Source organism: Acinetobacter sp. LF10, assembly GCF_048585715.1.
Lineage (GTDB): Bacteria > Pseudomonadota > Gammaproteobacteria > Pseudomonadales > Moraxellaceae > Acinetobacter.
This window is the reverse complement of record NZ_CP184160.1, coordinates 1,747,225-1,768,859: the sequence shown is the minus strand read 5'-3', so window position 1 is coordinate 1,768,859 and position 21,635 is coordinate 1,747,225. Positions and strand designations below refer to the sequence as shown.

Sequence of the window (21,635 nt, the reverse complement as noted above, 5' to 3'; positions counted from 1 at the left end):
AATGAAAAATGTTGGGATGAAACCCGAAAGTTATCGTGTTGCAGAAGCACAAGCGATTTTGTACGCACCACCACATTGTATTCAGCTATTGCGTGATGGAAATACCGAAAAAGGTGATGCCTTAAAAACGGCACGTATTGCAGGTATTTTGGCAGCAAAACGCACAGATGAACTGATTCCACTTTGTCATCCTTTACCGATTTATCGTGCTGATGTTGAATATGATTTACAACATGATCATGTTGTGATTCTGACGACTGTTGAAACCATTGGGCCTACAGGGGTTGAGATGGAAGCCTTGACTGCTGCGAGTTTGGCAGGGTTAACCATTTATGACATGTTGAAGCCGCATTGTGAACCTGATGAATTATGTTTAGACCAATGTAAATTGCTTAAGAAAAAAGGGGGTAAGTCCCATTTTAAAAGGACTCTTCGTCAGCCTGTTTCAGCGGCAGTGATTGTACTCTCGGATACCGTTGCAGCAGGACGTAAACCTGATACCGCAGGGAAATCAGTGGTTGAGACCTTAACTGAAGCAGGTTTTGATCCAATTCATTATCAAATTTTGCCAGATGAATCAGATCAATTGAAAGAATTGGTACTAGAATTGACAAAGTCTTATGCATGTATCATGACGGTTGGGGGTACGGGCATTGGTAAACGAGATATTACTGTTGATACACTTGAACCACTTTTAGAACGTAAATTAGATGGTCTGATGGAAGCGGCACGTTCTTTTGGCCAAAAACGCACACCGTATGCAGCAATGTCTCGTGGTGTAGCAGGTTTTATTGATCGTTCCTTAGTGGTAACGCTGCCGGGTAGCCGTGGTGGTGCGAGTGAATCAATGGCAGCTATTCTGCCAGCTCTGGTTCATATTTTTGATGTTTGCCGAGATTTACCACATCCAGGGGGATATGAATAATGTCTGGATGTGGTGCTGAAAAGGGTTTAATCAGTATTGATGAGGCACTTGAACTCATTCGAACTCAGCCCAAAACATTGACGACTGAGGTCTTGGCTTTAGCCCAAGGTTTGAATCGTTATCTCGCTAAAGCAATCTATTCCGAGGTCAATCTACCTAGCTTTTCTCAAAGTGCGGTAGATGGTTATGCGATTAATAGTTCACTTACACAGCTTCAAGATGTTTGTTTTGATGTAATCGGTGAGATTAAAGCGGGTAGTGAACTCGAATATCAATTGCTTGATGGGCAAGCCATTCGTATTTTTACAGGTGGCAAAATTCCTGAAGGCACCACACATGTTGCTCGACAAGAGATCATTCAGGTTGAGTCTGACAAAATTCGATTGCTTGAACAGATCAAGCCACATGCTGATATTCGATTTACAGGCGAAGAAGTACAACAAGGTCAACAGCTTGCGGACGTTGGTCAGAATATCAATATCGGTGCACTTGCTGCTTTAAGTATGGCAGGTGTGCAAACTGTCGAGGTATTTCAACAGCCTAAGATTGCTGTGGTTATTACAGGTGATGAGGTTGCTGAGCACCCTGAAGATTTACACGCTGGTAAAGTTTTTGATGCCAATGGGCCGTTACTGAAAGCTTGGTTCAAAGATTATGGCATAGATGTTGAAATCCTACATATTGCAGATGAAGCTGAACAGGTCACGGCATGCTTTGAGCGATTAAAGCATACATACGATGTGATTATTACGACTGGCGGCGTTTCAGTGGGTGATTATGACTTCGTTCGTCCATGTGCTTTTGAGGCTGGATTTGAACAGATATTTTGGAAAGTCAAACAAAAACCGGGTAAGCCATTATTTTTTGCAAAATATGAAAATCCTGACCATCATTGCTATTTATTAGGTTTACCGGGTAATCCAGCGGCGGTTTATGTGTGTATGCAGATTTATGGCAGCGCTTTATTAGATACTTTGCAAAATCAACGTGAGCCTATGCAATGGTTTAGTGGAGTACTCACTCATGGACTGAAATCTGATGCACGTGAGCGATTTTTAAGAATGCATGCTTATTTTGATCAGGGACAGCTCAAGTTACAAAGCCTTGCGAAACAACAATCACATATGTTGAGTAATTTAATGCATGCCAATTGTTTAGTGCGTATTCCTGCAAATATTCAGTTAGATGCTGGACAAGAACTTTCAGGTGTTTTTATTAATCGCTAAGTTATCGAATGAATTTAGATGAAATGATCTGTTTTTTTGATATTTAACTGAGTGCCAATATTGCATCTGATTGATCAGGTAGTTTAGTGTATATTTTATAGTGTTTAGTTTCTAAATATGACGGTTCAAGGCATCGATGAGATGTCTTTAAAGTTCTAAAAAATGATCAGGTGATAATAATGAAATGGGAAGAAATTGGCGATCAGCCATGTTCAGTTGCGAGAACGCTTTCTGTACTCGGTGATCGTTGGACAATGCTAATTTTACGTAACGCTTTCATGGGAATACGTCGTTTTGATGACTTCCAACGTAGTTTGGGATTGACCCGCCACGTACTTTCAGAGCGTCTTAAGCGTTTAGTCGAGCATGGTATTTTAACCAAAGTACCTTATGTAGAACGTCAAGAACGGTTTGAATACCAACTTACTGATAAAGGTTTAGATCTTTATCCTCTTATTTTAGCGATGGTGCAGTGGGCTGATAAGTGGATGGATATGGGACTTGGAAAACCGATTGAGTTTACACACAAAGGTTGTGGTAAGAAAATGAATCCAAGGGTGGTTTGCTCAGAATGTGATGAACAGCTGAATGTAAAAGATGTCCGTGTATCAGCTGGTCCAGGATATTTTGCTTTTATTGAACAAAAACAAAAAACTGCATAATTTTATCAATGCTGCCGTTCTTGCTCTTGTTGAATAGCATGAGATAGAACGGCAAAAACCTTCGAGTTGCTGCATTGTGCGACATTAAAACGGATAAAATTCTTAAAATTTTGACTTTGGCTGAATGCATTCCCCGGTGCTAAAATCACACCATTTTCCAAACAAGTTTGTGCAATAGACGCAATATCTAAATGTTTAGGTAGTTCACACCATAAAAATAATCCTGCTTCTGGCTTAAACCAAGGTGTTATATTTAGTTTCTCTAATTTTTTGATGGTTAAATCCATTGCTTTTGCTAAGTTGATTTTTAGTTCTTCTAAATACTTACGATAATTCCCATCCGTTAATGCTGCATACAGAATTTCAGCAGACAATTGATTACCGCCAAAACTTGTTGCAATCTTGATATCTGTTAAATCTTCAATCCATTCTGGTTTAGTGGCAATATAGCCTGTACGGACTGAACCTGATAGGGTTTTAGAAAAACTCCCAATATGAATTACTCGTGATAAACCATCAAGTGCGGCAAGTCGTGAAGCAGTGTGTAATTCTAAATCTGCAAAAATATCATCTTCAATGACAATCAAATTTGACTGTTCTACCAGTTTGAGAACTTGATAAGCTGTTGCTGCATTTAATACAGCACCAGTTGGATTATGAATTCCAGAGTTAGTAATGTATAGCCTTGGGTTGAAGTCTTGAATAGCAGTTGCAAATGCGGCTAAGTCAGGTCCATTTTTGGTATAGGGAATGCCGATGATTTGAACTTGATGAACTTTTAGCAGGGCATGGAAGTTAAAATAACAAGGGTCATCTACTAATACCACATCATTTGGTTTTAAAAAATAACGGCATATCAGATCAATCGCTTGCGTACCAGAATCAGTCAATAAAATCTGATTTGCAATCCCTTCAATTCCTTTGCTTTGCATTCTACGAGCTAACAATTCACGTAAGGCAGGAAGCCCAAGTGGGGTGGAGTAATCTGTCAGAATATTTGAATTGGTTTTAGAAACTTTACGGATTGCCTTACGAATATGCTCATGTGGCATCCACTCATTGGGTAGCCAGCCACAGCCAGGCTTTAGTACATCAGCTTTTGCTTCTAAAGCTTGTCTTGATATCCACAAAGGGTCAATATTTCGATCGATTTTAGGGTGAATTTCAGAAATCGAGAGAGGTACAAGTGGCCCAGCTACAAAGAAGCCTGAACCTGTTTTTGCTTCAATTATACCTTTTGCCACAAGACGTTCGTAGCCTTCGACAATGGTTGAAATAGATAAGTTTAATTGTCTCGCTAACGCACGAACGGAAGGTAGTCGAGAACCAGGCATTAATGAACGATTGTTGATTTGTTGATTAATGTGCTGTATGACTAAATCAATTTTTGTTATTTTCATATCATTTATTCGCACTGTGTTGGTAAAAATACCAATACAGTTCTTTGAAATTGTACTGTATCGTATGTGGGAATATAACATATTACAGATTAAATTCTCCAAATAGATTTGGAGAAAATAAATGAAAGTTGCGAATCAGGGTTGGTTAAATGGACTAATCGGCGTGATTATTTTTGCGGGTTCTTTGCCGGCAACACGTGTCGCCGTCATGGATTTCAGTCCTACTTTTTTAACTGCTGCTCGGGCTGCAATTGCTGGTTTATTAGGTTTATTCTTACTTTTGCTATTAAAACAACAGTTTCCTGTTAAAAAGGATTGGCTTGCATTATCTTATGTGGCAATCGGTGTGGTGATAGGATTTCCGTTATTTACTGCGCTCGCTTTGCAATATGTGAGTGCTGCACATACGATTGTTTTTGTTGGTTTACTTCCTTTATCGACTGCTATTTTTGGTGTATTACGGGGTGGAGAAAGGCCAAATGTAAATTTTTGGTTATTTGCCATTTTAGGTGCTTTGATCATTTTTACTTACATGATCATTCAAAGTGATACATGGCGATTTGGCTATGGCGATATTTTTATGTTACTTGCAATCTTACTGTGTGGCTTTGGTTATGCTGAGGGTGGAAAATTATCAAAGCGCTTAGGAGGATGGCAGGTTATTTGTTGGGCGCTGTTAATAACTTTGCCAGTTATGCTGTTGATTTCATATCTCTACATGCCTGCGGACTTCGCGCAGATTTCAAATGCTGCGAAATTGGGGTTAGCTTATGTTTCTCTATTTAGCATGTTGATAGGTTTCTTTTTTTGGTACAAAGGCTTAGCACAAGGAGGTATCGCAACAGTAGGACAATTACAATTATTACAACCCATATTTGGACTAATGATTGCAGCTGTTTTGCTTCACGAGCAAGTAAGTGTTGCGATGTTTGCCGTTACCATCGCTGTGATAGTCTGTGTTGCATGCGCCAAAAAATTTGCATAATTTATAGCAGTTATAAACAATTGGCAGGTTTGGGAACACCAGCTAAACGACTTAGATGACGCGCTACTAAACCTGTGTTAAATCTTTGCTGTAATTCAGCATTATTGATTTCAGCACTAACCGTCTTCATCAAAAATTTAATCAGTGGACGAGTTGCTGGGGAATGTCCAAATTGTTGATAAAATTGACGTACGGCGTGGAGAATTTCGAAATGCCAAGCGGTCAGTTCTAGATCAAGAGATTGAGCAAGTTGCTGGGCAACTTCAGGATTCCAAATTGTATAATCGACCAAATGACCGTCTTGATCTAACTCTAATTGCATGAAATAACCTAATTAACTAAAAATAATTTATTTTAAAGAAATACATCGTTTGAATTGCAGAACTAAATCAGCGAATTCAGCGTATTCTATAACTTTGACCTCAGATTTTATTTCATCTCCAAGTAAACTTTGCTCATTACTTAAGCAGTAAAGATTTGAATAAAGATCTACAATCTTTTTAGTTAGCACTAAAAGTCCATCCCCCATGACTACAACCGTATCATTCACATGTGCCATTTGAGCTAACTCAATCCAGATTTTATCTGTGTTGTAGTAAGGGGATTGAATCAAAAATAAAGTTGAATTTTCCATGTTTCTGAGCTCTACCAATACAAAATATGATCGAAAGATTGAATAAATTCAGGTTGAATCTCAACCAACTCGATTTCTTGATCACTATCTTGCACAATCGCCAAGTGTTGATTTTTAGTTTCAACTAAAATCGGGGTTAAATCATAGAATTCAAAACTGTCCACCATATTGGCAGCAATTTTGAAAGCTTGTTTGAATTGATCGAACTCTAATTTATTGTTCAATAAGCTCAGTGCAGCATCTTTTAATAATACTTTGACAGAAATGCCAAAGGTTGCTAAAACCATAGTTGCAGACACGCTTTCGTTGATCTGCAAACTAGTTAAATTGGATTGCGTTAGGATGACGAGTACAGATTTCACACAATTTACCTTTTAAAAGCAACACTCTATTAATGAACTTAAACTAAAATTGAATTAAACGAGAACAGCTTTGCATAGCATCAGCTAGCTCTCCAAGCCCAACTAGCTCAAAACCTTGCGCTAAATTGTGTTGTTGAAGTGAATGACGTTGGGCATTGCTTGCATCAGTGATTCCCCGAGCAAGGGCAGCACTGACACAGACAGGGAGTCGAATGCCAAGCTTTTGCCATTCTTGTTTTAGATTGCGTTGATCATCAGGAAACCACTGTAAATCATTTGCAACCTGAACACCATCTTGGTAAAAGAAGACACGAAAATCTTCGGACTTATTTCCTAATGCTTGAGCTAAACCAAAAGCATGCCAAGCCATAATTGAAGTAGGTGCAGAAGTTATTAACAGTAGTGTACTCATTGAACATTCACTATGGTCATGTAAGCAAAATGATGGACAGATTAAAAAAGAAGGTAAGTATACAATGATTTTGGTGACAGGTGGTTTAGGCTTTATCGGTTCACATATTGCTTTGAGTTTATTAGCACGTGGGCAAGAAATTGTTATTGTTGATAATTTGGCCAATTCGACTTTACAAACCTTGGAACGCTTAGAATACATCTCAGGAATGTATATTCCATTTGTTAAAGTAGATGTGAGAAATACGCCAGCCTTAAATAAAGTATTTGAACAATATTCAATTGATACGGTTATTCATACAGCCAGTTTTAAATCGCTTGAAGAATCTGTTTTAAAGCCACTGGAATACTACAATGATAATGTCAGCAGTATTATGAGCTTATTGAGAGCAATGCAGCGGATGGGGGTTAGAGAGTTAATCAATATTTCTAGTTTGGCCGTATATGGGCAATCTAATCCAAGTCTGGTTGAAGAGACTGAGTTGAATTATCGTTACCCAAATCCATACATTCGATCTCAGCAAATGGTTGAAGATATTATTGCAGATACTTATAAAGTCGATCATGAATGGAAAATTATCAATCTCAGGTTCTCCAATATTGTTGGTGCTTTTGAACATGGAGTTTTAGGGGAATACGTAACTCAACTCCCTAAAAATATTGTGCCTTTAGCTTTACAAGTTGCAGCGATGCAGCGAGATTGTATCGAATTGCAGAATCAAGCAGAGACAGAAGATGGAACGGTTGAAAGGAGCTTTTTACATGTTTTGGATGCTTGTGATGCAGTTTTGATCGCATTAAATTGGTTAAAAACACAAACAAGTTGTTTGGAAGCATTCAATATTGCACATCATCAACTCACATCTATACAAAATTTAATTGATGAAGTTGCGAGAGTCACTCAGACCGAAATTCAAGTGCAACCTGCTGTATATCAAAACCAAGAGTTAGCGCAATTGGGGGCAAATATTGATAAAGCAAAAAAAATATTAAATTGGGTTCCTAAACGCTCTCTATCACAAATGATTGAAGATGAATGGCGCTTTTATCTGAATACTTTGAAAGGTAATTAAGATAATGATTCTTATTTACATATTTGGTTGGTTTGATTAGGATATTGATCACTAGCCAAAGCAGCGACTTGCTCCAGCCCGTGAAAATTTTAACCAAATAGAGCAGAGGTTGTTTATGCAAATGCGAATTGAACACGATACGATGGGTGAAATTGAGGTTCCTAATGAAGCCTTGTGGGGTGCGCAAACGCAGAGAAGTTTACAGAACTTTAAAATTGGTCAAGAGCGTTTACCACGTGCAATGATTCGTGCAATGGGTTTGGTGAAGAAAGCTGCTGCAATTACCAATGCTGAATTAAAACAGCTCCCTGAAGATTTAAGTCAATATATCGTCGGTGCGGCGGAAGAGGTGATTGCTGGACAATGGGATTCGCAATTTCCATTGGTGGTTTGGCAAACAGGTTCTGGTACGCAAAGTAATATGAACTGTAATGAAGTGATTGCAAACATTGCCAATCAAAAATTAGGACAAGTACTCGGTGCACAAAAACCAGTACATCCAAATGATCATGTCAATCGTGCACAATCAACCAATGATTCTTTCCCAACAGCAATTCATGTGGCTGCAAGTATTCAGATCAATGAACTGCTTATTCCTGCTGTTGAAAAGTTAAAAGCGACCCTACAACGCAAGTCTGAAGAATTTGACAGTATTGTTAAAATTGGTCGTACGCATTTACAGGATGCAACGCCTCTGACTTTAGGACAAGAATTTAGTGGTTATGTGTCACAACTTGAGCATGGTCTAAAACGTTTGCAGCAAGCACTTGCAGGTCTTTATGAGTTGCCTTTAGGGGGAACGGCGGTAGGCACTGGCTTAAACGCACATCCAGATTATGCGGCGAAAGCAGCTGAACAATTGGCTGAACTTACAGGTTTACCATTTGTGACTGCACCGAATAAGTTTGAAGCTTTGGCAGGGCGAGACGCAGCAGTATTTGCTTCAGGCGCTTTAAAAACATTGGCTGCAAGCTTAAATAAGATTGCCAATGATATTCGATGGTTAGCGAGTGGTCCTCGTTGTGGTTTTGGTGAGATTCGTATTCCAGAAAATGAACCTGGTTCAAGTATCATGCCTGGTAAAGTCAATCCTACACAAAGTGAAGCGATGACCATGGTTGTTGCTCAGGTTCTAGGTAATGACACTACCATCAATGTGGCGGGTGCATCAGGTAACTTTGAGCTGAATGTATTTATGCCAGTGATTGCTTATAACTTATTGCAATCTATTCAGTTATTAGGAGATGCTTGTAATAGCTTTAATGATCATTGTGCGGTAGGTGTTGAACCAAATCGTGAGAAGATTGATTATTTCTTGCATAACTCTTTAATGTTAGTCACAGCACTCAATCCTGTGATTGGTTACGAAAATTCTGCCAAAGTTGCCAAAACCGCTTATAAGGAAAATAAAACCTTAAAACAAGTTGCTATTGAATTAGGTCTAGTCACAGCAGAGCAGTTCGATGAAGTGGTTAGACCTGAAAATATGGTTTCTCCGAATAGTAAGTAAGTCGTATTGGTAGTTTAAAAAATCCTTCTTTAACCTAGGGGGATTTTTTATGAGTAGTTTTTATAAATCGATCTGCGTACAATATGCTTTTGATTTACCTGATTGTTGCTTCATTATGCTCAATATTTATTTGACAGATACCAAAACCAATATCCAGTTTTCTGATCTTCCAAATGAAAATCCTGTTAAATTTGTATTGAATTTAAAGAAAATTTTTCCAAGTACGGCTGATTTGTTGTTGCCTGTATTACCAGAAGACAATGATTTAGAGAATGTGACTTGGGAAGCAACTTCTAAAGATTTCGAAGTATTTAAGAAATTATTGGAAGGTTGGGGAATCATTGAATTACGTTTAAGTGCTATTACCGCTTATAAAGATAAAAATTTTGCCAACGAGTTAGTCAAAAAAGCGCAAATTAAACGTAAGCAGATTTCTCAGAAACAAGCACAGCTTTCCTTGATTGCATTGGATTATGTGTTGATGCATGAGATTCATGCACTGATTGATGCTGAATTAGTGATGATTGGTGAAAAATTCTATTTACCAGCGTTACGAGAACTATGGAAAGGACAGTTTTCAGATCAAATTTTGCAGTGCAAATTTTAATCTTCAAAAGCAGACGTTAAAGTCTGCTTTTTTATTGATTTATTTTGATTAGCGCTGAAAGAGATACTTGATCTACAAAGAATTACAAGAATTTAGTGTTGGTATTTTTGGTCGGCATATATATTGCTTATAGGGATATAAATATTATTGCGGGAGAGAAGTTCTTCAATGAACTCGCCGAAGGAGCAACGACCCCGGAAACTTTCAGGCAGAAGGACTGTAATGATATAAATACAATCTGGAGAGCAGTGTTCGATTTGAAGAATTATAAGAGAAAAGTTTCTTCTACGATTAACACTCACCGAAGGGGAAGGCTTAATGATTAATTGGTAATCATCTGCCAAAACTCTCAGGTACCATGACAGATGGGGCTAAACATTATGAAATGTTATGCATTTCAAGGAGTTTGCTATGCCACATGTTGTTGTTATTGGTGCGGGGATTACGGGTGTAACGTCTGCTTATGAATTAATTAAATTGGGTTATGAAGTCACAGTGATTGAGCGTCATTTATTTCCAGCAATGGAAACTTCATTTGCCAATGGTGGGCAGTTGTCTGCTTGTAACGCTGAGGTCTGGAATCAGAAGGCAACAGTGTTGAAAGGGATTAAATGGATGAGTAAGAAAGATGCGCCTTTATTGCTCAATCCGTCTTTTAGTGTGCATAAATATCGCTGGCTAGTCGAGTTTTTGACTCACATTAAGGACTATAAGGTAAATACAATTGAAACAGTTCGTTTAGCGTTGTTAGCAAGACAACGATTATTTGAAATTGCAGAAAAAGAGGATATTGCTTTTGATTTAGAAAAGCGCGGTATTTTGCACATGTACCATACTAAACAAGACTTCGATATTGCCAAAAAAGTGAATGATGTTTTAGTCGAGGGTAAACTTGAGCGTTATGCAATAACACCTGAAGAAATGAAATCTATTGAGCCAAATTTAACTGGTGATTATTATGGTGGATATTACACTGCTGCGGATGCAACAGGAGATATTCATAAGTATTCTGTTGGTCTTGCCGAAAAAACAAAACAATATGGTGTGAAATATCGCTTTGGTTTGGATGTTCTTGATGTTAAATGTTTGCAGGATAGAGTTGTAGTAGATTGCAAAAATAGTTCAGAGAATATGCACCCTGATAATAATCAGCTGACTCAAATTGAAGCTGATATTATTTTAGTGTGCGGTGGTGTTGGAAGTTATCAGCTTGCAGATTTGTTGGGGGATACAGTCAATATCTATCCTGTAAAAGGATATTCAATTACAGTCCAGCTTAAAGATGAGCGAAGTGTAAAAAATGCACCGTGGGTGAGTCTGCTTGATGAAAGCGCAAAAATTGTTACTTCTCGTTTAGGCGCTGATCGCTTCCGTGTCGCAGGCACAGCCGAGTTTAATGGTTATAATCGTGATATTCGCGCAGATCGAATCCAACCTTTAATTAACTGGGTGAACCAAAATTTTGATATTTCAACTGAGCACGCTGTACCATGGGCGGGCTTACGTCCGATGATGCCAAATATGTTGCCTGTAGTGAAACAGGGTAAACATGCGCGAGTATTTTACAATACTGGGCATGGGCATTTAGGCTGGACTTTATCTGCCGCAACAGCGGTATTGATTAGCGAGGAAATTGCACAAAAATTCCCAAGTTAAATATAAAAAGCCGATGTGAAAACATCGGCTTTTTATTTATCAATCATACAAACGATAAATTCCTGTAAAGCGCTCACAACCTTTTTGCTCACTTTTTATAATTAATAAAGCTTTTTGAAAGTCAAATTGGTACTGGCACTTTTTTTCATTATCAATAATGAGATTCTTTTGTTCGGGAGTGGTGTAGGCAAGTAAAGATAAAGTTTGAGTCTCTACACGATTATTGGGATTACGATAAGCAATTCCTTCGATTTTTAATTTATCTTTATCCAGTTGATGAATCTGGATGTGAACAGGTTGTTTGGCTAAATCACCATGTTCAAATTTTAAATAGTGTTGTGTAAGCGTCTGATTCATTGAAGTATAAAAGTTTAAATCATCTAAACGAACATCAAATTGTTGCTGATAACAATTTTTAGATTTGCACTGTTGGATTTGATTAAGCCAAAGCTTTTGTGTGTCATGTAGTAGTTGAATTGGAGCATCAGTCACAAGATAAGCGGTTAAAAACTTATTATTCAGCTTAGTTCGTTGGTCTTGATACTGCTTAGAACAAATTTTTTTTTGCTCAGCATTCTGTGTTGTACAATTAATTGACGCGGCAAATACAAATGATGAGCAAAAACAACTCAATGTGATGATATAACCAGATTTCTTTAATTGATTTATTAAGGTGTTCAACAGCATAATCACTTATATGTTCAGCCTAATTTGCTCACTGTACTATAGCGAAATAGAAAGCCTGAATACAAGATTTGTTCAGTATATTGTAAAAGGAAAATCATATGGTTGCTCAAATTCGTATTGGACAAGGGATTGATGTACATGCTTTTGAAGAAGGCAGTTTCGTTACTTTAGCTGGGATTAAAATTCCGCATACACATGGTTTAAAAGCGCATTCAGATGGTGATGTAGTCTTGCATGCATTGAGTGATGCTTTACTTGGCGCATTAGCATTGGGAGATATTGGGCAACATTTCCCAGATACTGATCCTGAGTATAAAGGGGCTGATAGCCGGATGTTATTGAAACATGTATATCAATTAATTTTAGATCGTGGTTATCATTTAAATAATGCTGATATCACAGTTGCGTGTGAACGTCCAAAGCTCGCAAAACATAATTTAGAAATGCGCCAAAGTATTGCCGATGTACTTGAAGTCGATATCACTCAAATTAGTATCAAAGCTACAACAACGGAACAACTAGGATTTACAGGTCGTCAAGAAGGCATTTTGGCAACAGCAACTGTCTTAATTTCACATCAAGCAAGATGATCTACATCCATTAATGATTGTTCAAGTTCAAGTGTTGCTTTACGACCTTGCAGTTGTAAAGTAATACTATGAATTAAACCAGTCCAAGTCTCATTCGGTTCCCAAATCTCATGAAGTAATGCTTGAGCTGTGGGCATATCCATATCCATATAAAATTGACGATATAAATACATCAAACTACTTACACGCATGTTTTTGGCACAATGCAGCCAAACAATTTCATTTTGAACAAGATGAGCAATTAAATCTAAAACGAATAAGCATTGTTCTGCACAAGGAAGATCCCAATCAATAGGAATATGAATGTAGTTTAAGCCTAAATCCAAGCAGATTTGGTCTTGCTTAGCTAAATGATTTTCTGATTTGCTCGTCGCAAGATTGATTACTGTACTACAGCCATATTCTTTAATTTGCAATAATTGTTCAGCGCTTGGCTGAGCAGAACTAAATAGATGCTCGTGCACCAAAGAAAAACTAGGAATTTCAGACAGTGCTTGTTCGAGTGAAGTCATAATGTTCGCTTTGTAGTTATCAAAGTTTCAACCAAGAGGAGAAACTTCTTCTAATAAAAGATTTTCTACTATAAGTGTTTTTATTTAAGTGTTCAATTTAGATCGCAAAAATAAAAACAGCATCATGATGATGCTGTTTTCTTTAGCTATTTAGTCTTTTTTCAAATTCTCATTTAATAAGAATTCCATTAATGCCTTTTGAGCATGTAAGCGATTCTCTGCTTCATCCCAAACAACAGCATTTTTATGATCCAGCATGTGTTCAGAAATTTCTTCGCCACGGTGTGCGGGTAAGCAATGCATAAATAAACAATCTGGATGAGCCAGATCCATTAATTTTTCATTCACTTGGAAATCAGCAAATGCTTTTTCACGAAGTTTTTGTTCTTCTTCTTGCCCCATGCTTGCCCATACATCAGTTACGATCAAGTCAGCATTAACCGCAGCATCCTCAGCTTTATTGAACACTTCTACACAATCGGCAAATTCAGTTAAAAACTCAGGTTTTGGTTCGTAACCTTCAGGTGCAGCAATTTTGAGTTTAAAACCCATCATATGTGCTGCTTCAATGTATGAATTACACATATTGTTGCCATCGCCAATCCAAGCAACCGTTTTACCTTTGATGCTTCCACGGTGTTCTTGAAAGGTTTGTAAGTCAGCAAGTAATTGACATGGATGGTGGTCATCCGTTAATCCATTAATGACAGGAACTTTCGAATAAGAAGCAAAACGTTCAACAATATCATGGCCAAAAGTACGAATCATCACGATATCAAGCATGCTTGAAATGACACGTGCTGAATCCTCAATTGGCTCACCACGACCTAATTGAGTATCTCGTGGAGAAAGGAAAATCGCGTTACCGCCAAATTGGCAAATGCCAGCTTCAAAAGAAATACGTGTACGTGTACTCGATTTCTCAAAAATCATTCCTAAGACTTTACCTACAAATGGTTGAAAAACCGTATTTGCATGTTGCATGCGTTTCAATTCTTGAGCACGGTCTAAAATGCGTTGCAACTCTAAAGTTGAAAGGTCTCGTAAAGTCAGGAAATGCCGAAGCGCCATAGTTACTCCCACAATAATTATTGAATAAAAACAATAATTAATTGTTATTTAATGGGTGGTGATAAAAAAGGAATTGACTACTATACTACACCACCTAAAAAATGCAAAAGAATTAGACTTTTTGATGAGCTTTTAAGAATAAATCAACGGAATAATTAATATAATCAGTTATTTCAGCGTCATTTGCTGATACTTCTAAACCCATTAAAAGTCGCCACTCAACATCACGTAGAATTCCGAAATACATCATGGCAGAGAAATGAGGGTTAGAGCAGTATATTTCATTGAGGTCGTGTGCCTGACCTAAAGCAAATGCAATCGTATTCTGTATATTTAAAGCACATTGGTCATAAAAATAGTGCGCTAATTGTATATCTTTTTGAGTTTGCTCTGTGAACATACGCATAAAGGCAATATTTTCAGGTTGAATAATATGTTGATAAAAGCGTTGTAATGTTTGTACAAGGTATGTTCTTAAATTATTTTGTTCCGAAGTGTATGGAAAACAAACACCTTTAAAAAACACCTCACGACGATAATCACAAATCGCAGTAAAAAGCCCTTCTTTGTTGCCAAAATATTTATAAATAGAAGCTTTTGAGCCACCTGCATGATTGACAATATCATCCAAGGAAACCGCATCATAACCTTTTTCAAGAAATAAATCGGTTGCACATAGTAATAAGGCAAGGCGACGTTCTTGACCACGACGAGTTTGAGGTTGTTCGCAACTTGGGTAACAAATATCAGTCATTATATTCAATGAGCGTTGAGGGAATATTTTATTATAGCAAAAACCATATGTATTGTATGGCTATGGCATTGGATCATGTATCTAAACATCTCAATGTAAAAAAGCGAGTAATGTGATCATTACTCGCTTTTATGGACTATTTATGATTTATGCTGAACGCACTTCATCGTCTTCATCATCGTCTGTTGAATCCATGCCAAGCTCTTTAAGTTTGCGAGTAAGCGTGTTACGGCCCCAACCTAAAAGCTCTGCTGCATGGCGTTTGCGACCACGTGTTTGTTGAAGGGCTGCATTAATCAAAGTGCGCTCAAACATTGGTGTTGCGATATCTAAAATTTTCATTTCGCCATTTTTTAATTTTTGAATTGCCCATTGAGCTAGTAGCTCATCCCAATGATGTACAGCAATTCTTTCAACTAAAGCTGGGCTTGTAGCTGATGCGTCATTTGTCGACTTTTGTATAGCAACTTGTTTTAGCTCAGCAGGTAGATCTTCTGGATAGACTTCACGTCCAGTAATCATTACTGTTAACCAACGACAAGTATTTTCTAATTGACGAACGTTACCTGGCCAAGGGAGTTGCTGCATATAGTCAGTTGTTTCTGTACGTAAGATTTTAGGACTAACACCTAATTCTTTACCTGCACGCGCCAAGAAATGTTGCGCAAGCATAGGAATATCTTCGCTACGATGAGCAAGTTTCGGAATATGAATGCGAATGACATTAAGGCGATGGTACAAGTCCTCACGGAAACGACCTTCATTCACCAACTTCTCTAAGTCTTGGTGAGTTGCGGCTACAATTCGGACATCAACTTTAACTGGAATGTGTCCCCCAACACGGTAGAACTCGCCATCAGCAAGGACGCGAAGTAAGCGTGTTTGTGTTTCAAAAGGCATATCACCAATTTCATCAAGAAATAATGTACCGCCGTTGGCTTGCTCAAAGCGACCTTGATGCTGAGTATTTGCACCTGTAAACGCGCCTTTCTCATGCCCAAATAACTCAGTTTCAATTAAGTCTTTTGGAATGGCAGCCATATTGAGTGCAATAAATGGTTTAGCACGACGAGGCGAATGTTTGTGTAATGCATGTGCAACAAGTTCTTTACCTGTACCAGATTCACCATTAATCAATACCGTGATATGGGATTGAGATAAACGTCCAATTGCACGGAATACTTCCTGCATTGCAGGTGATTCACCAATGATTTCGGTTGATTGTAAAGGCGTCGTGGCTTTGGTTGCTTCTTGTTGTTGCAATTTATTGATGTGCAAAATAGCACGATTCACTAATGCTAAAGCTTCATCGATATCAAATGGTTTTGGTAAATACTCAAATGCACCAGTTTGGTAACTCGAGACAGCAGATTCTAAATCAGAATGTGCTGTCATGATGATGACAGGTAGATCTGGATGTGTGTTTTTAACTTTAGATAAGAAAGTTAAGCCATCAATTCCAGGCATGCGAATATCTGTCAAAATGACATCGGGTGCAGCATCATGCAAACGTTCTAGCGCTGTTTGTGCTTCTTCAAAGTTGGTGACGTCAAAACCTTCTTCTTTAAAAGTTTTTTCGAGTACCCAACGCATGGCACGATCATCATCTATTACCCAAATTTTATTTCGTGACACGGTCTAACTCCCAAGGTAAATATAAGCTAAATATGGTTTTTCCTGGAACGGACTGACATTCGATCATTCCGTTGTGTTGATGCATAATGTTTTGCGCGATACTGAGGCCAAGTCCTGTACCTTTTGCTCGTCCAGTAACAAGCGGGTAAAATACAGACTCTAATATGCTTTCTGGAACACCTGGTCCATTGTCTTCAATATCAATTCTTATCGATGAGCGATTCAGAACACCGTTAATTGTCACTAAGCGTTGAATGCGCGTTCTTAAAATCAGCTCTGGTTCTGAATCGACAAAAAAATCTTTATTTTCAGTCATTGCTTGCACAGCATTTACGCTGATATTGAGCATAACTTGAATCAGTTGATCACGGTCAGCCATCACATCAGGTAAAGATAGGTCGTAATCGCGGGTAATCTTAATTTTTTTCTTCGTTTGATTCACAATAAGTGAACGAACGCGCTCTAAAGGTTCATGAACATTAACCAGCTCGTAGCTTGGTAATTGACGTGAACCAAGCATGGTATCTGCTAGATTGGTTAGGCGATCGACTTCACTAATAATAATGTCGGTAAACTCACGATAGCTTTCATCATTTAAGCTGCGAGCAAGTAATTGTGTTGCACCACGAATGCCCGCTAAAGGATTTTTAATTTCATGTGCCACGCCACGGACCAATTGGCGCGCGACTTGATGTTGTTGTACTAAATTTTCTTCTTTAGAAATTTTCAACATTCGATCAATTGGATTCAGTTCGATTAATAAAAGTGGGTGATAACTTTTACCTGCATTTAATTGTGAGACCGTATAATCCACATGGATTGGTTTAAAGTTCACATTAATTACAGCTTCGCGACGTGTGTAATGTTGTCCGCTTTCTAATGTATTTAATAAAGCTTCATGTGTATTAAATGCATCATCATGTGCATGAAGCAGATTGAGCACTGGTTGGCCTGACGCGCGAAGTAAACTAACATCGAATAATGCTTCACAAGCCGAATTTAAATAAAAAATATTAAGATTACTATCGACCAATAATATGGCAGTGGTCAGATTATCTACGAGCAGTCGATAGTCGATAGTGTTATGTTGATCCATTTGTGAATCGTCCTGTTTTAAAATGGCGCAATAAATATCAATGTAGATGAATAGCCATTAACTTCTGAAATGTATTTAATGCAAAATGCAAGCCAACTTTGTATTGGCTAATATTCAATAACTTAATTCATAAATAATGAGTTTATGCTGTATTTTTCACATAGATTGAGTTATTTCAATATTTTATCATGCTTTAAAATGGTGCGTTGTTGGGGTTTGTTTAAAATTTTGGTTGTATTTTGGTGCATTACACAAAGAGATGGCTTTGTAGCTATGCGGCAGCAAAGAAAAGTCATACAATACGCCGATTCAAGTGGAGCGCAGATTCATGAAGACCCCCAAAGTCGGTTTTGTATCTTTAGGTTGTCCTAAGGCATTGGTAGATTCTGAACGAATTTTAACTCAGTTAAAGACTGAAGGTTATCAAGTTGCATCAGATTATGACGGTGCAGATTTGGTTGTTGTTAATACTTGTGGTTTTATTGAATCTGCAGTGCAAGAGTCTTTAGATGCCATTGGCGAAGCCATGAGCGAGAACGGTCGTGTGATCGTTACAGGTTGCTTAGGTAAAGATGAAGATAAAATTCGTCAAATGCACCCAAATGTGCTTAAAGTTACAGGGGCGGCAGCTTATCAAGATGTAATGGAAGCTGTACATGAATATGTACCAGCTCCTCCAAAACATAACCCATTTATTGATCTAGTCCCAGAACAAGGTGTGCGTTTAACACCAAAACATTATGCTTATTTAAAAATATCAGAAGGCTGTAACCATCGTTGTACTTTCTGCATTATTCCAAGTATGCGTGGTGATTTAGTTTCTCGTCCTGTAGGTAGTGTGTTAGATGAAGCAGCAGCATTAAAACGCGCTGGTGTAAAAGAAGTATTGGTTATTTCTCAAGATACTTCTGCTTATGGTGTCGATACCAAATACAAGTTGGACTTTTGGAATGGTCAACCTGTAAAAACTAAGTTCTATGATATGTGTGAAGCACTTGGTCAGCTTGGTATTTGGGTGCGTTTACATTATGTCTATCCTTACCCACATGTCGATGCAGTCATTGACCTAATGGCACAAGGAAAAATCCTGCCATATTTAGATATTCCTTTTCAGCATGCCAGTCCGCGCATCTTAAAATTGATGAAGCGACCAGCTCATAGTGAAAATACATTAGAGCGTCTGAAATTGTGGCGTGAAAAATGCCCTGAATTGGTGATTCGCTCAACTTTTGTTGTGGGTTTCCCTGGTGAAACTGAAGAAGATTTCCAAACTCTATTGGAATGGTTAAAAGAAGCCCAATTAGATCGGGTGGGCTGTTTTACTTATTCACCAGTAGAGGGCGCGACTGCAAATGATCTTCCTGATCATGTGCCAGAAGAGATCAAGCAAGATCGTTATGAGCGTTTCATGGAAGTTCAGCAAGCGATTTCTGCTGCAAAACTACAAAAGCGTATTGGTCAGACGATGACAGTATTGGTTGATAGCTTGGAAGAAGAATTTCCAGTTGCTGTTGCGCGTTCATATGCAGATGCACCAGAAATCGATGGCAACGTATTTGTTGAAGATATTGATAAGAGTGTGATTAAAGCGGGTGATTTACTCGAAGTCGAAATCACGGATGCAGATGAATATGATTTATTTGCTAAGTTGATTCAGATTAAATCAGCTTGATATTGAATTAAATTGAAGAAATTTTGAGATTAGTCGGTTTGGAGTAAAGGTATGTCAGCTTCTAAAAATCCACGTTATGCACGAATCTTGCTAAAGCTTTCTGGTGAAGCTTTAGCAGGCAATAAAGATATGGGTATCGATGCCCAAGTATTAGATCAGATGTCACTTTCAATTGCGCACTTGGTTGGTTTAGGTGTGCAGGTTGGTATCGTTGTTGGTGGCGGTAACTTATATCGTGGTAGTCAGTTACAAAAAGATGGTCTTGTAGGTCGCGTAACAGGTGACCAAATGGGGATGTTGGCAACTGTAATGAATGGTTTGGCAATGCGTGATGCATTAGTGCGCCGTAATATCAAAACACGTTTAATGTCTGCACTTCCAATTGGCACGGTTGTTGAATCTTACTCAAGTCGTGATGCAATTCGCCACCTAAGCCAAGGTGAAGTTTGTGTATTTGTTGCGGGTACAGGTAATCCATTCTTTACCACAGATACAGCTGCTTGCTTACGTGGTATTGAAATTGAAGCAAACCTCATCTTAAAAGCAACTAAAGTTGATGGTGTTTATAATAAAGATCCAAGTAAATATGATGATGCAGTTAAGTATGATAATTTAACTTTCGATCAAGTACTTGATGAAAAGTTGGGTGTAATGGATCTTACAGCAATTTGCTTATGCCGTGATCATAATGTCCCATTACAAGTATTCGATATGAATAAATCGGGTGCTTTACTTTCTGTTGTAATGGGTGAAAAAGAGGGTACTCACGTTACGAATTAATGTACGTGAGCCATAAAGCGCTTTATACTAATGTCTAAATATTTTGTAATACCTAATGAATAAGTAAGGAAGATCATATGATTAACGATCTCAAAAAAGATAGCGAATTGCGTATGAATAAAACACTTGACTCTTTGGAGCAAGGTTTTGCAAAAGTTCGTACTGGACGTGCGCATCCATCTATTTTAAATGGTGTGATGGTTCCTTACTATGGTTCTGATGTTCCATTAAACCAAGTTGCAAACGTAGGACTTGAAGACTCACGTACACTCTTAGTACAACCATTTGAGCGCTCAATGGTTTCAGCAATTGATAAAGCAATTCGTGAAGCTGGTTTAGGATTAAATCCTATTACAGCAGACGCAATTCGTGTACCGATGGCTGCATTGACTGAAGAAACACGTCGCGATATGCAAAAAGTTGCACGTACTGAAGCTGAGAATGCCAAAGTTGCAATTCGAAACATTCGTCGTGATGTATTAGGTGATATCAAAGCATTGTTGAAAGAAAAAGAAATTTCTGAAGATGATGATCGCCGTGCATCAGAGGATATTCAGAAAATTACGGATAAATTCGTTGCTGAAGTAGAAAAGCGCTTGGCTGCGAAAGAAGCTGAATTAATGAAGGTCTAACTTTATGACCTTGCAAGAAGATCAACTTCTTCCTCAGCATGTTGCCATCATTATGGATGGCAACAATCGCTTTGCCAAAAAGATGCAAATGCAAAAAGGTGATGGGCATCGTGAAGGCAAAAATGTCTTGGATCCGATTGTCGAGCATTGTAAAAGTGTCGGCGTAAAAGCATTAACGGTTTTTGCATTTTCAAGTGAAAACTGGAATCGACCACAATATGAAGTCGATTTACTCATGAAGTTGTTAGAAGATACGATTCATGAGCAGCTTCCTCGTATGGAAAAGTTTAATATTGCTCTACGTTTTATTGGTGACCGATCGCGCCTCTCAGATCATTTAAGTGATTTAATGCGATATGCAGAACAAAAAACAGCTGCCTTTGATTCCATGACCTTAAGTATTGCGATTAGCTATGGTGGTATGTGGGACATGGCGAATGCTGCAAAATGTATTGCTCAAGATGTTCTTGCTGGAAAAGTTCAAACAAATCATATAAATGTTGATTTATTTGATAAATATGTCAGTCTAAATGACCTACCTGCTGTGGATTTATTAATTCGTACAGGGGGGGATTATCGCCTTTCAAATTTCTTATTGTGGCAAGCTGCGTATGCAGAATTGTACTTTACAGAAACTTTATGGCCAGAGTTTAAGGTCGAAGAATTGGATTACGCATTTCGTGTTTTTTCAGGACGTGAACGACGTTTCGGTAAGACGACAGAACAGATTCAACAAGCGAAAATAGAGAATTAAT

General features: G+C 38.1%; 24 protein-coding genes and 1 riboswitch. Of the genes, 13 read left to right on the top strand and 11 right to left on the bottom strand.

The features are described from left to right. The first annotated feature begins 1 nt into the window (after nucleotide 1). The 3 genes from moaCB to ACN19N_RS08585 all read left to right on the top strand — a co-directional run bounded on the left by moaCB (nucleotide 2) and on the right by ACN19N_RS08585 (nucleotide 2,813). Nucleotides 2-925 carry a bifunctional molybdenum cofactor biosynthesis protein MoaC/MoaB gene (gene moaCB / locus ACN19N_RS08595; RefSeq protein WP_004661994.1) on the top strand — a complete coding sequence of 308 codons (924 nt, stop codon included), beginning with the start codon at nucleotides 2-4 and terminating at the stop codon, nucleotides 923-925. Beyond that, on the top strand, nucleotides 925-2,151 hold the full coding sequence (locus ACN19N_RS08590) for a molybdopterin molybdotransferase MoeA (RefSeq protein ID WP_420001105.1): 1,227 nt from the start codon (nucleotides 925-927) through the stop codon (nucleotides 2,149-2,151). The genes moaCB and ACN19N_RS08590 overlap by 1 nt, the downstream gene beginning before the upstream one ends. Nucleotides 2,152-2,330: 179 nt before the next feature. Further along, complete coding sequence (locus tag ACN19N_RS08585; RefSeq protein ID WP_420001104.1) at nucleotides 2,331-2,813, top strand: winged helix-turn-helix transcriptional regulator; 483 nt, start codon at nucleotides 2,331-2,333, stop codon at nucleotides 2,811-2,813. Nucleotides 2,814-2,818: 5 nt separating this feature from the next. Here ACN19N_RS08585 and ACN19N_RS08580 read toward each other — a convergent pair whose 3' ends face one another. Continuing rightward, entirely contained in the window at nucleotides 2,819-4,213 is a 1,395-nt protein-coding gene (locus ACN19N_RS08580; RefSeq protein ID WP_420001103.1) for a PLP-dependent aminotransferase family protein, read from the bottom strand. A gap of 121 nt (nucleotides 4,214-4,334) precedes the next feature. Here ACN19N_RS08580 and ACN19N_RS08575 point away from each other — a divergent pair, with 121 nt between their 5' ends. Further along, nucleotides 4,335-5,198, top strand: coding sequence for a DMT family transporter (locus tag ACN19N_RS08575; RefSeq protein WP_420001102.1), 864 nt, complete (start codon nucleotides 4,335-4,337; stop codon nucleotides 5,196-5,198). Nucleotides 5,199-5,208: 10 nt separating this feature from the next. Here ACN19N_RS08575 and ACN19N_RS08570 read toward each other — a convergent pair whose 3' ends face one another. The 4 genes from ACN19N_RS08570 to tusD are packed head-to-tail and all read right to left on the bottom strand — an operon-like array spanning nucleotide 5,209 to nucleotide 6,606. Next, nucleotides 5,209-5,520: a TusE/DsrC/DsvC family sulfur relay protein gene (locus tag ACN19N_RS08570; RefSeq protein ID WP_269230307.1), complete on the bottom strand. Its 312-nt coding sequence runs from the start codon at nucleotides 5,518-5,520 to the stop codon at nucleotides 5,209-5,211. Between the two features lie 27 nt (nucleotides 5,521-5,547). Then, complete coding sequence (locus ACN19N_RS08565; protein WP_269230308.1) at nucleotides 5,548-5,832, bottom strand: hypothetical protein; 285 nt, start codon at nucleotides 5,830-5,832, stop codon at nucleotides 5,548-5,550. Nucleotides 5,833-5,843: 11 nt separating this feature from the next. Next, a complete protein-coding gene (locus tag ACN19N_RS08560) occupies nucleotides 5,844-6,194 on the bottom strand; it encodes a hypothetical protein (RefSeq protein ID WP_420001101.1) in 351 nt (116 codons plus the stop codon). Between the two features lie 43 nt (nucleotides 6,195-6,237). Beyond that, nucleotides 6,238-6,606, bottom strand: coding sequence for a sulfurtransferase complex subunit TusD (gene tusD, locus ACN19N_RS08555; RefSeq protein ID WP_420001100.1), 369 nt, complete (start codon nucleotides 6,604-6,606; stop codon nucleotides 6,238-6,240). A gap of 64 nt (nucleotides 6,607-6,670) precedes the next feature. On the opposite strand from tusD, the gene galE reads away from it, so the two are divergent. The 4 genes from galE (at nucleotide 6,671) to ACN19N_RS08535 (ending at nucleotide 11,451) form a co-directional block, all read left to right on the top strand. After that, nucleotides 6,671-7,678 (top strand): UDP-glucose 4-epimerase GalE, encoded by a 1,008-nt coding sequence (gene galE, locus ACN19N_RS08550; RefSeq protein ID WP_269237981.1) that lies wholly within the window; start codon nucleotides 6,671-6,673, stop codon nucleotides 7,676-7,678. A gap of 115 nt (nucleotides 7,679-7,793) precedes the next feature. Next, nucleotides 7,794-9,188 carry a class II fumarate hydratase gene (gene fumC, locus ACN19N_RS08545; protein WP_420001099.1) on the top strand — a complete coding sequence of 465 codons (1,395 nt, stop codon included), beginning with the start codon at nucleotides 7,794-7,796 and terminating at the stop codon, nucleotides 9,186-9,188. Nucleotides 9,189-9,303: 115 nt separating this feature from the next. Further along, nucleotides 9,304-9,795, top strand: coding sequence for a hypothetical protein (locus ACN19N_RS08540; RefSeq protein ID WP_420002371.1), 492 nt, complete (start codon nucleotides 9,304-9,306; stop codon nucleotides 9,793-9,795). Between the two features lie 140 nt (nucleotides 9,796-9,935). After that, nucleotides 9,936-10,025: riboswitch (glycine riboswitch) on the top strand. A 181-nt stretch (nucleotides 10,026-10,206) separates the two neighbouring features. Next, nucleotides 10,207-11,451, top strand: coding sequence for a D-amino acid dehydrogenase (locus ACN19N_RS08535; protein WP_420001098.1), 1,245 nt, complete (start codon nucleotides 10,207-10,209; stop codon nucleotides 11,449-11,451). Between the two features lie 39 nt (nucleotides 11,452-11,490). Here ACN19N_RS08535 and ACN19N_RS08530 read toward each other — a convergent pair whose 3' ends face one another. Beyond that, entirely contained in the window at nucleotides 11,491-12,138 is a 648-nt protein-coding gene (locus ACN19N_RS08530; protein WP_005160326.1) for an A1S_1983 family putative colistin resistance protein, read from the bottom strand. A 98-nt stretch (nucleotides 12,139-12,236) separates the two neighbouring features. Here ACN19N_RS08530 and ispF point away from each other — a divergent pair, with 98 nt between their 5' ends. Next, complete coding sequence (ispF, locus tag ACN19N_RS08525) at nucleotides 12,237-12,728, top strand: 2-C-methyl-D-erythritol 2,4-cyclodiphosphate synthase (protein ID WP_293745538.1); 492 nt, start codon at nucleotides 12,237-12,239, stop codon at nucleotides 12,726-12,728. Here ispF and ACN19N_RS08520 read toward each other — a convergent pair. The 5 genes from ACN19N_RS08520 to glnL form a co-directional block, all read right to left on the bottom strand. Then, nucleotides 12,716-13,240 (bottom strand): protein tyrosine phosphatase family protein, encoded by a 525-nt coding sequence (locus tag ACN19N_RS08520; protein WP_004662015.1) that lies wholly within the window; start codon nucleotides 13,238-13,240, stop codon nucleotides 12,716-12,718. The genes ispF and ACN19N_RS08520 overlap by 13 nt on opposite strands. 150 nt (nucleotides 13,241-13,390) lie before the next feature. Next, the gene (argF, locus tag ACN19N_RS08515; protein ID WP_004662017.1) at nucleotides 13,391-14,311 is read right to left on the bottom strand and encodes an ornithine carbamoyltransferase; all 921 of its coding nucleotides are present in this window, start codon (nucleotides 14,309-14,311) and stop codon (nucleotides 13,391-13,393) included. 112 nt (nucleotides 14,312-14,423) lie between these two features. Then, complete coding sequence (locus ACN19N_RS08510) at nucleotides 14,424-15,065, bottom strand: TetR/AcrR family transcriptional regulator (protein ID WP_004662020.1); 642 nt, start codon at nucleotides 15,063-15,065, stop codon at nucleotides 14,424-14,426. A gap of 147 nt (nucleotides 15,066-15,212) precedes the next feature. Then, a complete protein-coding gene (gene glnG, locus ACN19N_RS08505; protein WP_005216038.1) occupies nucleotides 15,213-16,700 on the bottom strand; it encodes a nitrogen regulation protein NR(I) in 1,488 nt (495 codons plus the stop codon). After that, nucleotides 16,687-17,796, bottom strand: a complete 1,110-nt coding sequence (gene glnL, locus ACN19N_RS08500; protein ID WP_269230315.1) for a nitrogen regulation protein NR(II) — start codon at nucleotides 17,794-17,796, stop codon at nucleotides 16,687-16,689. Before glnL ends, glnG begins: the two co-directional genes overlap by 14 nt. 328 nt (nucleotides 17,797-18,124) lie before the next feature. Here glnL and rimO point away from each other — a divergent pair, with 328 nt between their 5' ends. From rimO to uppS, 4 genes are all read left to right on the top strand, one after another. Further along, entirely contained in the window at nucleotides 18,125-19,468 is a 1,344-nt protein-coding gene (gene rimO, locus ACN19N_RS08495) for a 30S ribosomal protein S12 methylthiotransferase RimO (RefSeq protein ID WP_269230316.1), read from the top strand. Nucleotides 19,469-19,519: 51 nt separating this feature from the next. Beyond that, nucleotides 19,520-20,248, top strand: coding sequence for a UMP kinase (pyrH, locus tag ACN19N_RS08490; protein ID WP_004662027.1), 729 nt, complete (start codon nucleotides 19,520-19,522; stop codon nucleotides 20,246-20,248). Between the two features lie 77 nt (nucleotides 20,249-20,325). Beyond that, nucleotides 20,326-20,880, top strand: coding sequence for a ribosome recycling factor (gene frr / locus ACN19N_RS08485; protein WP_004662028.1), 555 nt, complete (start codon nucleotides 20,326-20,328; stop codon nucleotides 20,878-20,880). A gap of 4 nt (nucleotides 20,881-20,884) precedes the next feature. Next, the gene (uppS, locus tag ACN19N_RS08480; RefSeq protein ID WP_269230317.1) at nucleotides 20,885-21,634 is read left to right on the top strand and encodes a polyprenyl diphosphate synthase; all 750 of its coding nucleotides are present in this window, start codon (nucleotides 20,885-20,887) and stop codon (nucleotides 21,632-21,634) included. The last annotated feature ends 1 nt before the right edge of the window (nucleotide 21,635 follow it).

Coding starts and splice junctions, on each gene's coding strand:
- moaCB (WP_004661994.1), top strand. CDS start 2: ATGAAAAATGTTGGGATGAAACCCGAAAGTTATCGTGTTGCAGAAGCA.
- ACN19N_RS08590 (WP_420001105.1), top strand. CDS start 925: ATGTCTGGATGTGGTGCTGAAAAGGGTTTAATCAGTATTGATGAGGCA.
- ACN19N_RS08585 (WP_420001104.1), top strand. CDS start 2,331: ATGAAATGGGAAGAAATTGGCGATCAGCCATGTTCAGTTGCGAGAACG.
- ACN19N_RS08580 (WP_420001103.1), bottom strand. CDS start 4,213: ATGAAAATAACAAAAATTGATTTAGTCATACAGCACATTAATCAACAA.
- ACN19N_RS08575 (WP_420001102.1), top strand. CDS start 4,335: ATGAAAGTTGCGAATCAGGGTTGGTTAAATGGACTAATCGGCGTGATT.
- ACN19N_RS08570 (WP_269230307.1), bottom strand. CDS start 5,520: ATGCAATTAGAGTTAGATCAAGACGGTCATTTGGTCGATTATACAATT.
- ACN19N_RS08565 (WP_269230308.1), bottom strand. CDS start 5,832: ATGGAAAATTCAACTTTATTTTTGATTCAATCCCCTTACTACAACACA.
- tusD (WP_420001100.1), bottom strand. CDS start 6,606: ATGAGTACACTACTGTTAATAACTTCTGCACCTACTTCAATTATGGCT.
- galE (WP_269237981.1), top strand. CDS start 6,671: ATGATTTTGGTGACAGGTGGTTTAGGCTTTATCGGTTCACATATTGCT.
- fumC (WP_420001099.1), top strand. CDS start 7,794: ATGCAAATGCGAATTGAACACGATACGATGGGTGAAATTGAGGTTCCT.
- ACN19N_RS08540 (WP_420002371.1), top strand. CDS start 9,304: ATGCTCAATATTTATTTGACAGATACCAAAACCAATATCCAGTTTTCT.
- ACN19N_RS08535 (WP_420001098.1), top strand. CDS start 10,207: ATGCCACATGTTGTTGTTATTGGTGCGGGGATTACGGGTGTAACGTCT.
- ACN19N_RS08530 (WP_005160326.1), bottom strand. CDS start 12,138: ATGCTGTTGAACACCTTAATAAATCAATTAAAGAAATCTGGTTATATC.
- ispF (WP_293745538.1), top strand. CDS start 12,237: ATGGTTGCTCAAATTCGTATTGGACAAGGGATTGATGTACATGCTTTT.
- ACN19N_RS08520 (WP_004662015.1), bottom strand. CDS start 13,240: ATGACTTCACTCGAACAAGCACTGTCTGAAATTCCTAGTTTTTCTTTG.
- argF (WP_004662017.1), bottom strand. CDS start 14,311: ATGGCGCTTCGGCATTTCCTGACTTTACGAGACCTTTCAACTTTAGAG.
- ACN19N_RS08510 (WP_004662020.1), bottom strand. CDS start 15,065: ATGACTGATATTTGTTACCCAAGTTGCGAACAACCTCAAACTCGTCGT.
- glnL (WP_269230315.1), bottom strand. CDS start 17,796: ATGGATCAACATAACACTATCGACTATCGACTGCTCGTAGATAATCTG.
- rimO (WP_269230316.1), top strand. CDS start 18,125: ATGAAGACCCCCAAAGTCGGTTTTGTATCTTTAGGTTGTCCTAAGGCA.
- pyrH (WP_004662027.1), top strand. CDS start 19,520: ATGTCAGCTTCTAAAAATCCACGTTATGCACGAATCTTGCTAAAGCTT.
- frr (WP_004662028.1), top strand. CDS start 20,326: ATGATTAACGATCTCAAAAAAGATAGCGAATTGCGTATGAATAAAACA.
- uppS (WP_269230317.1), top strand. CDS start 20,885: ATGACCTTGCAAGAAGATCAACTTCTTCCTCAGCATGTTGCCATCATT.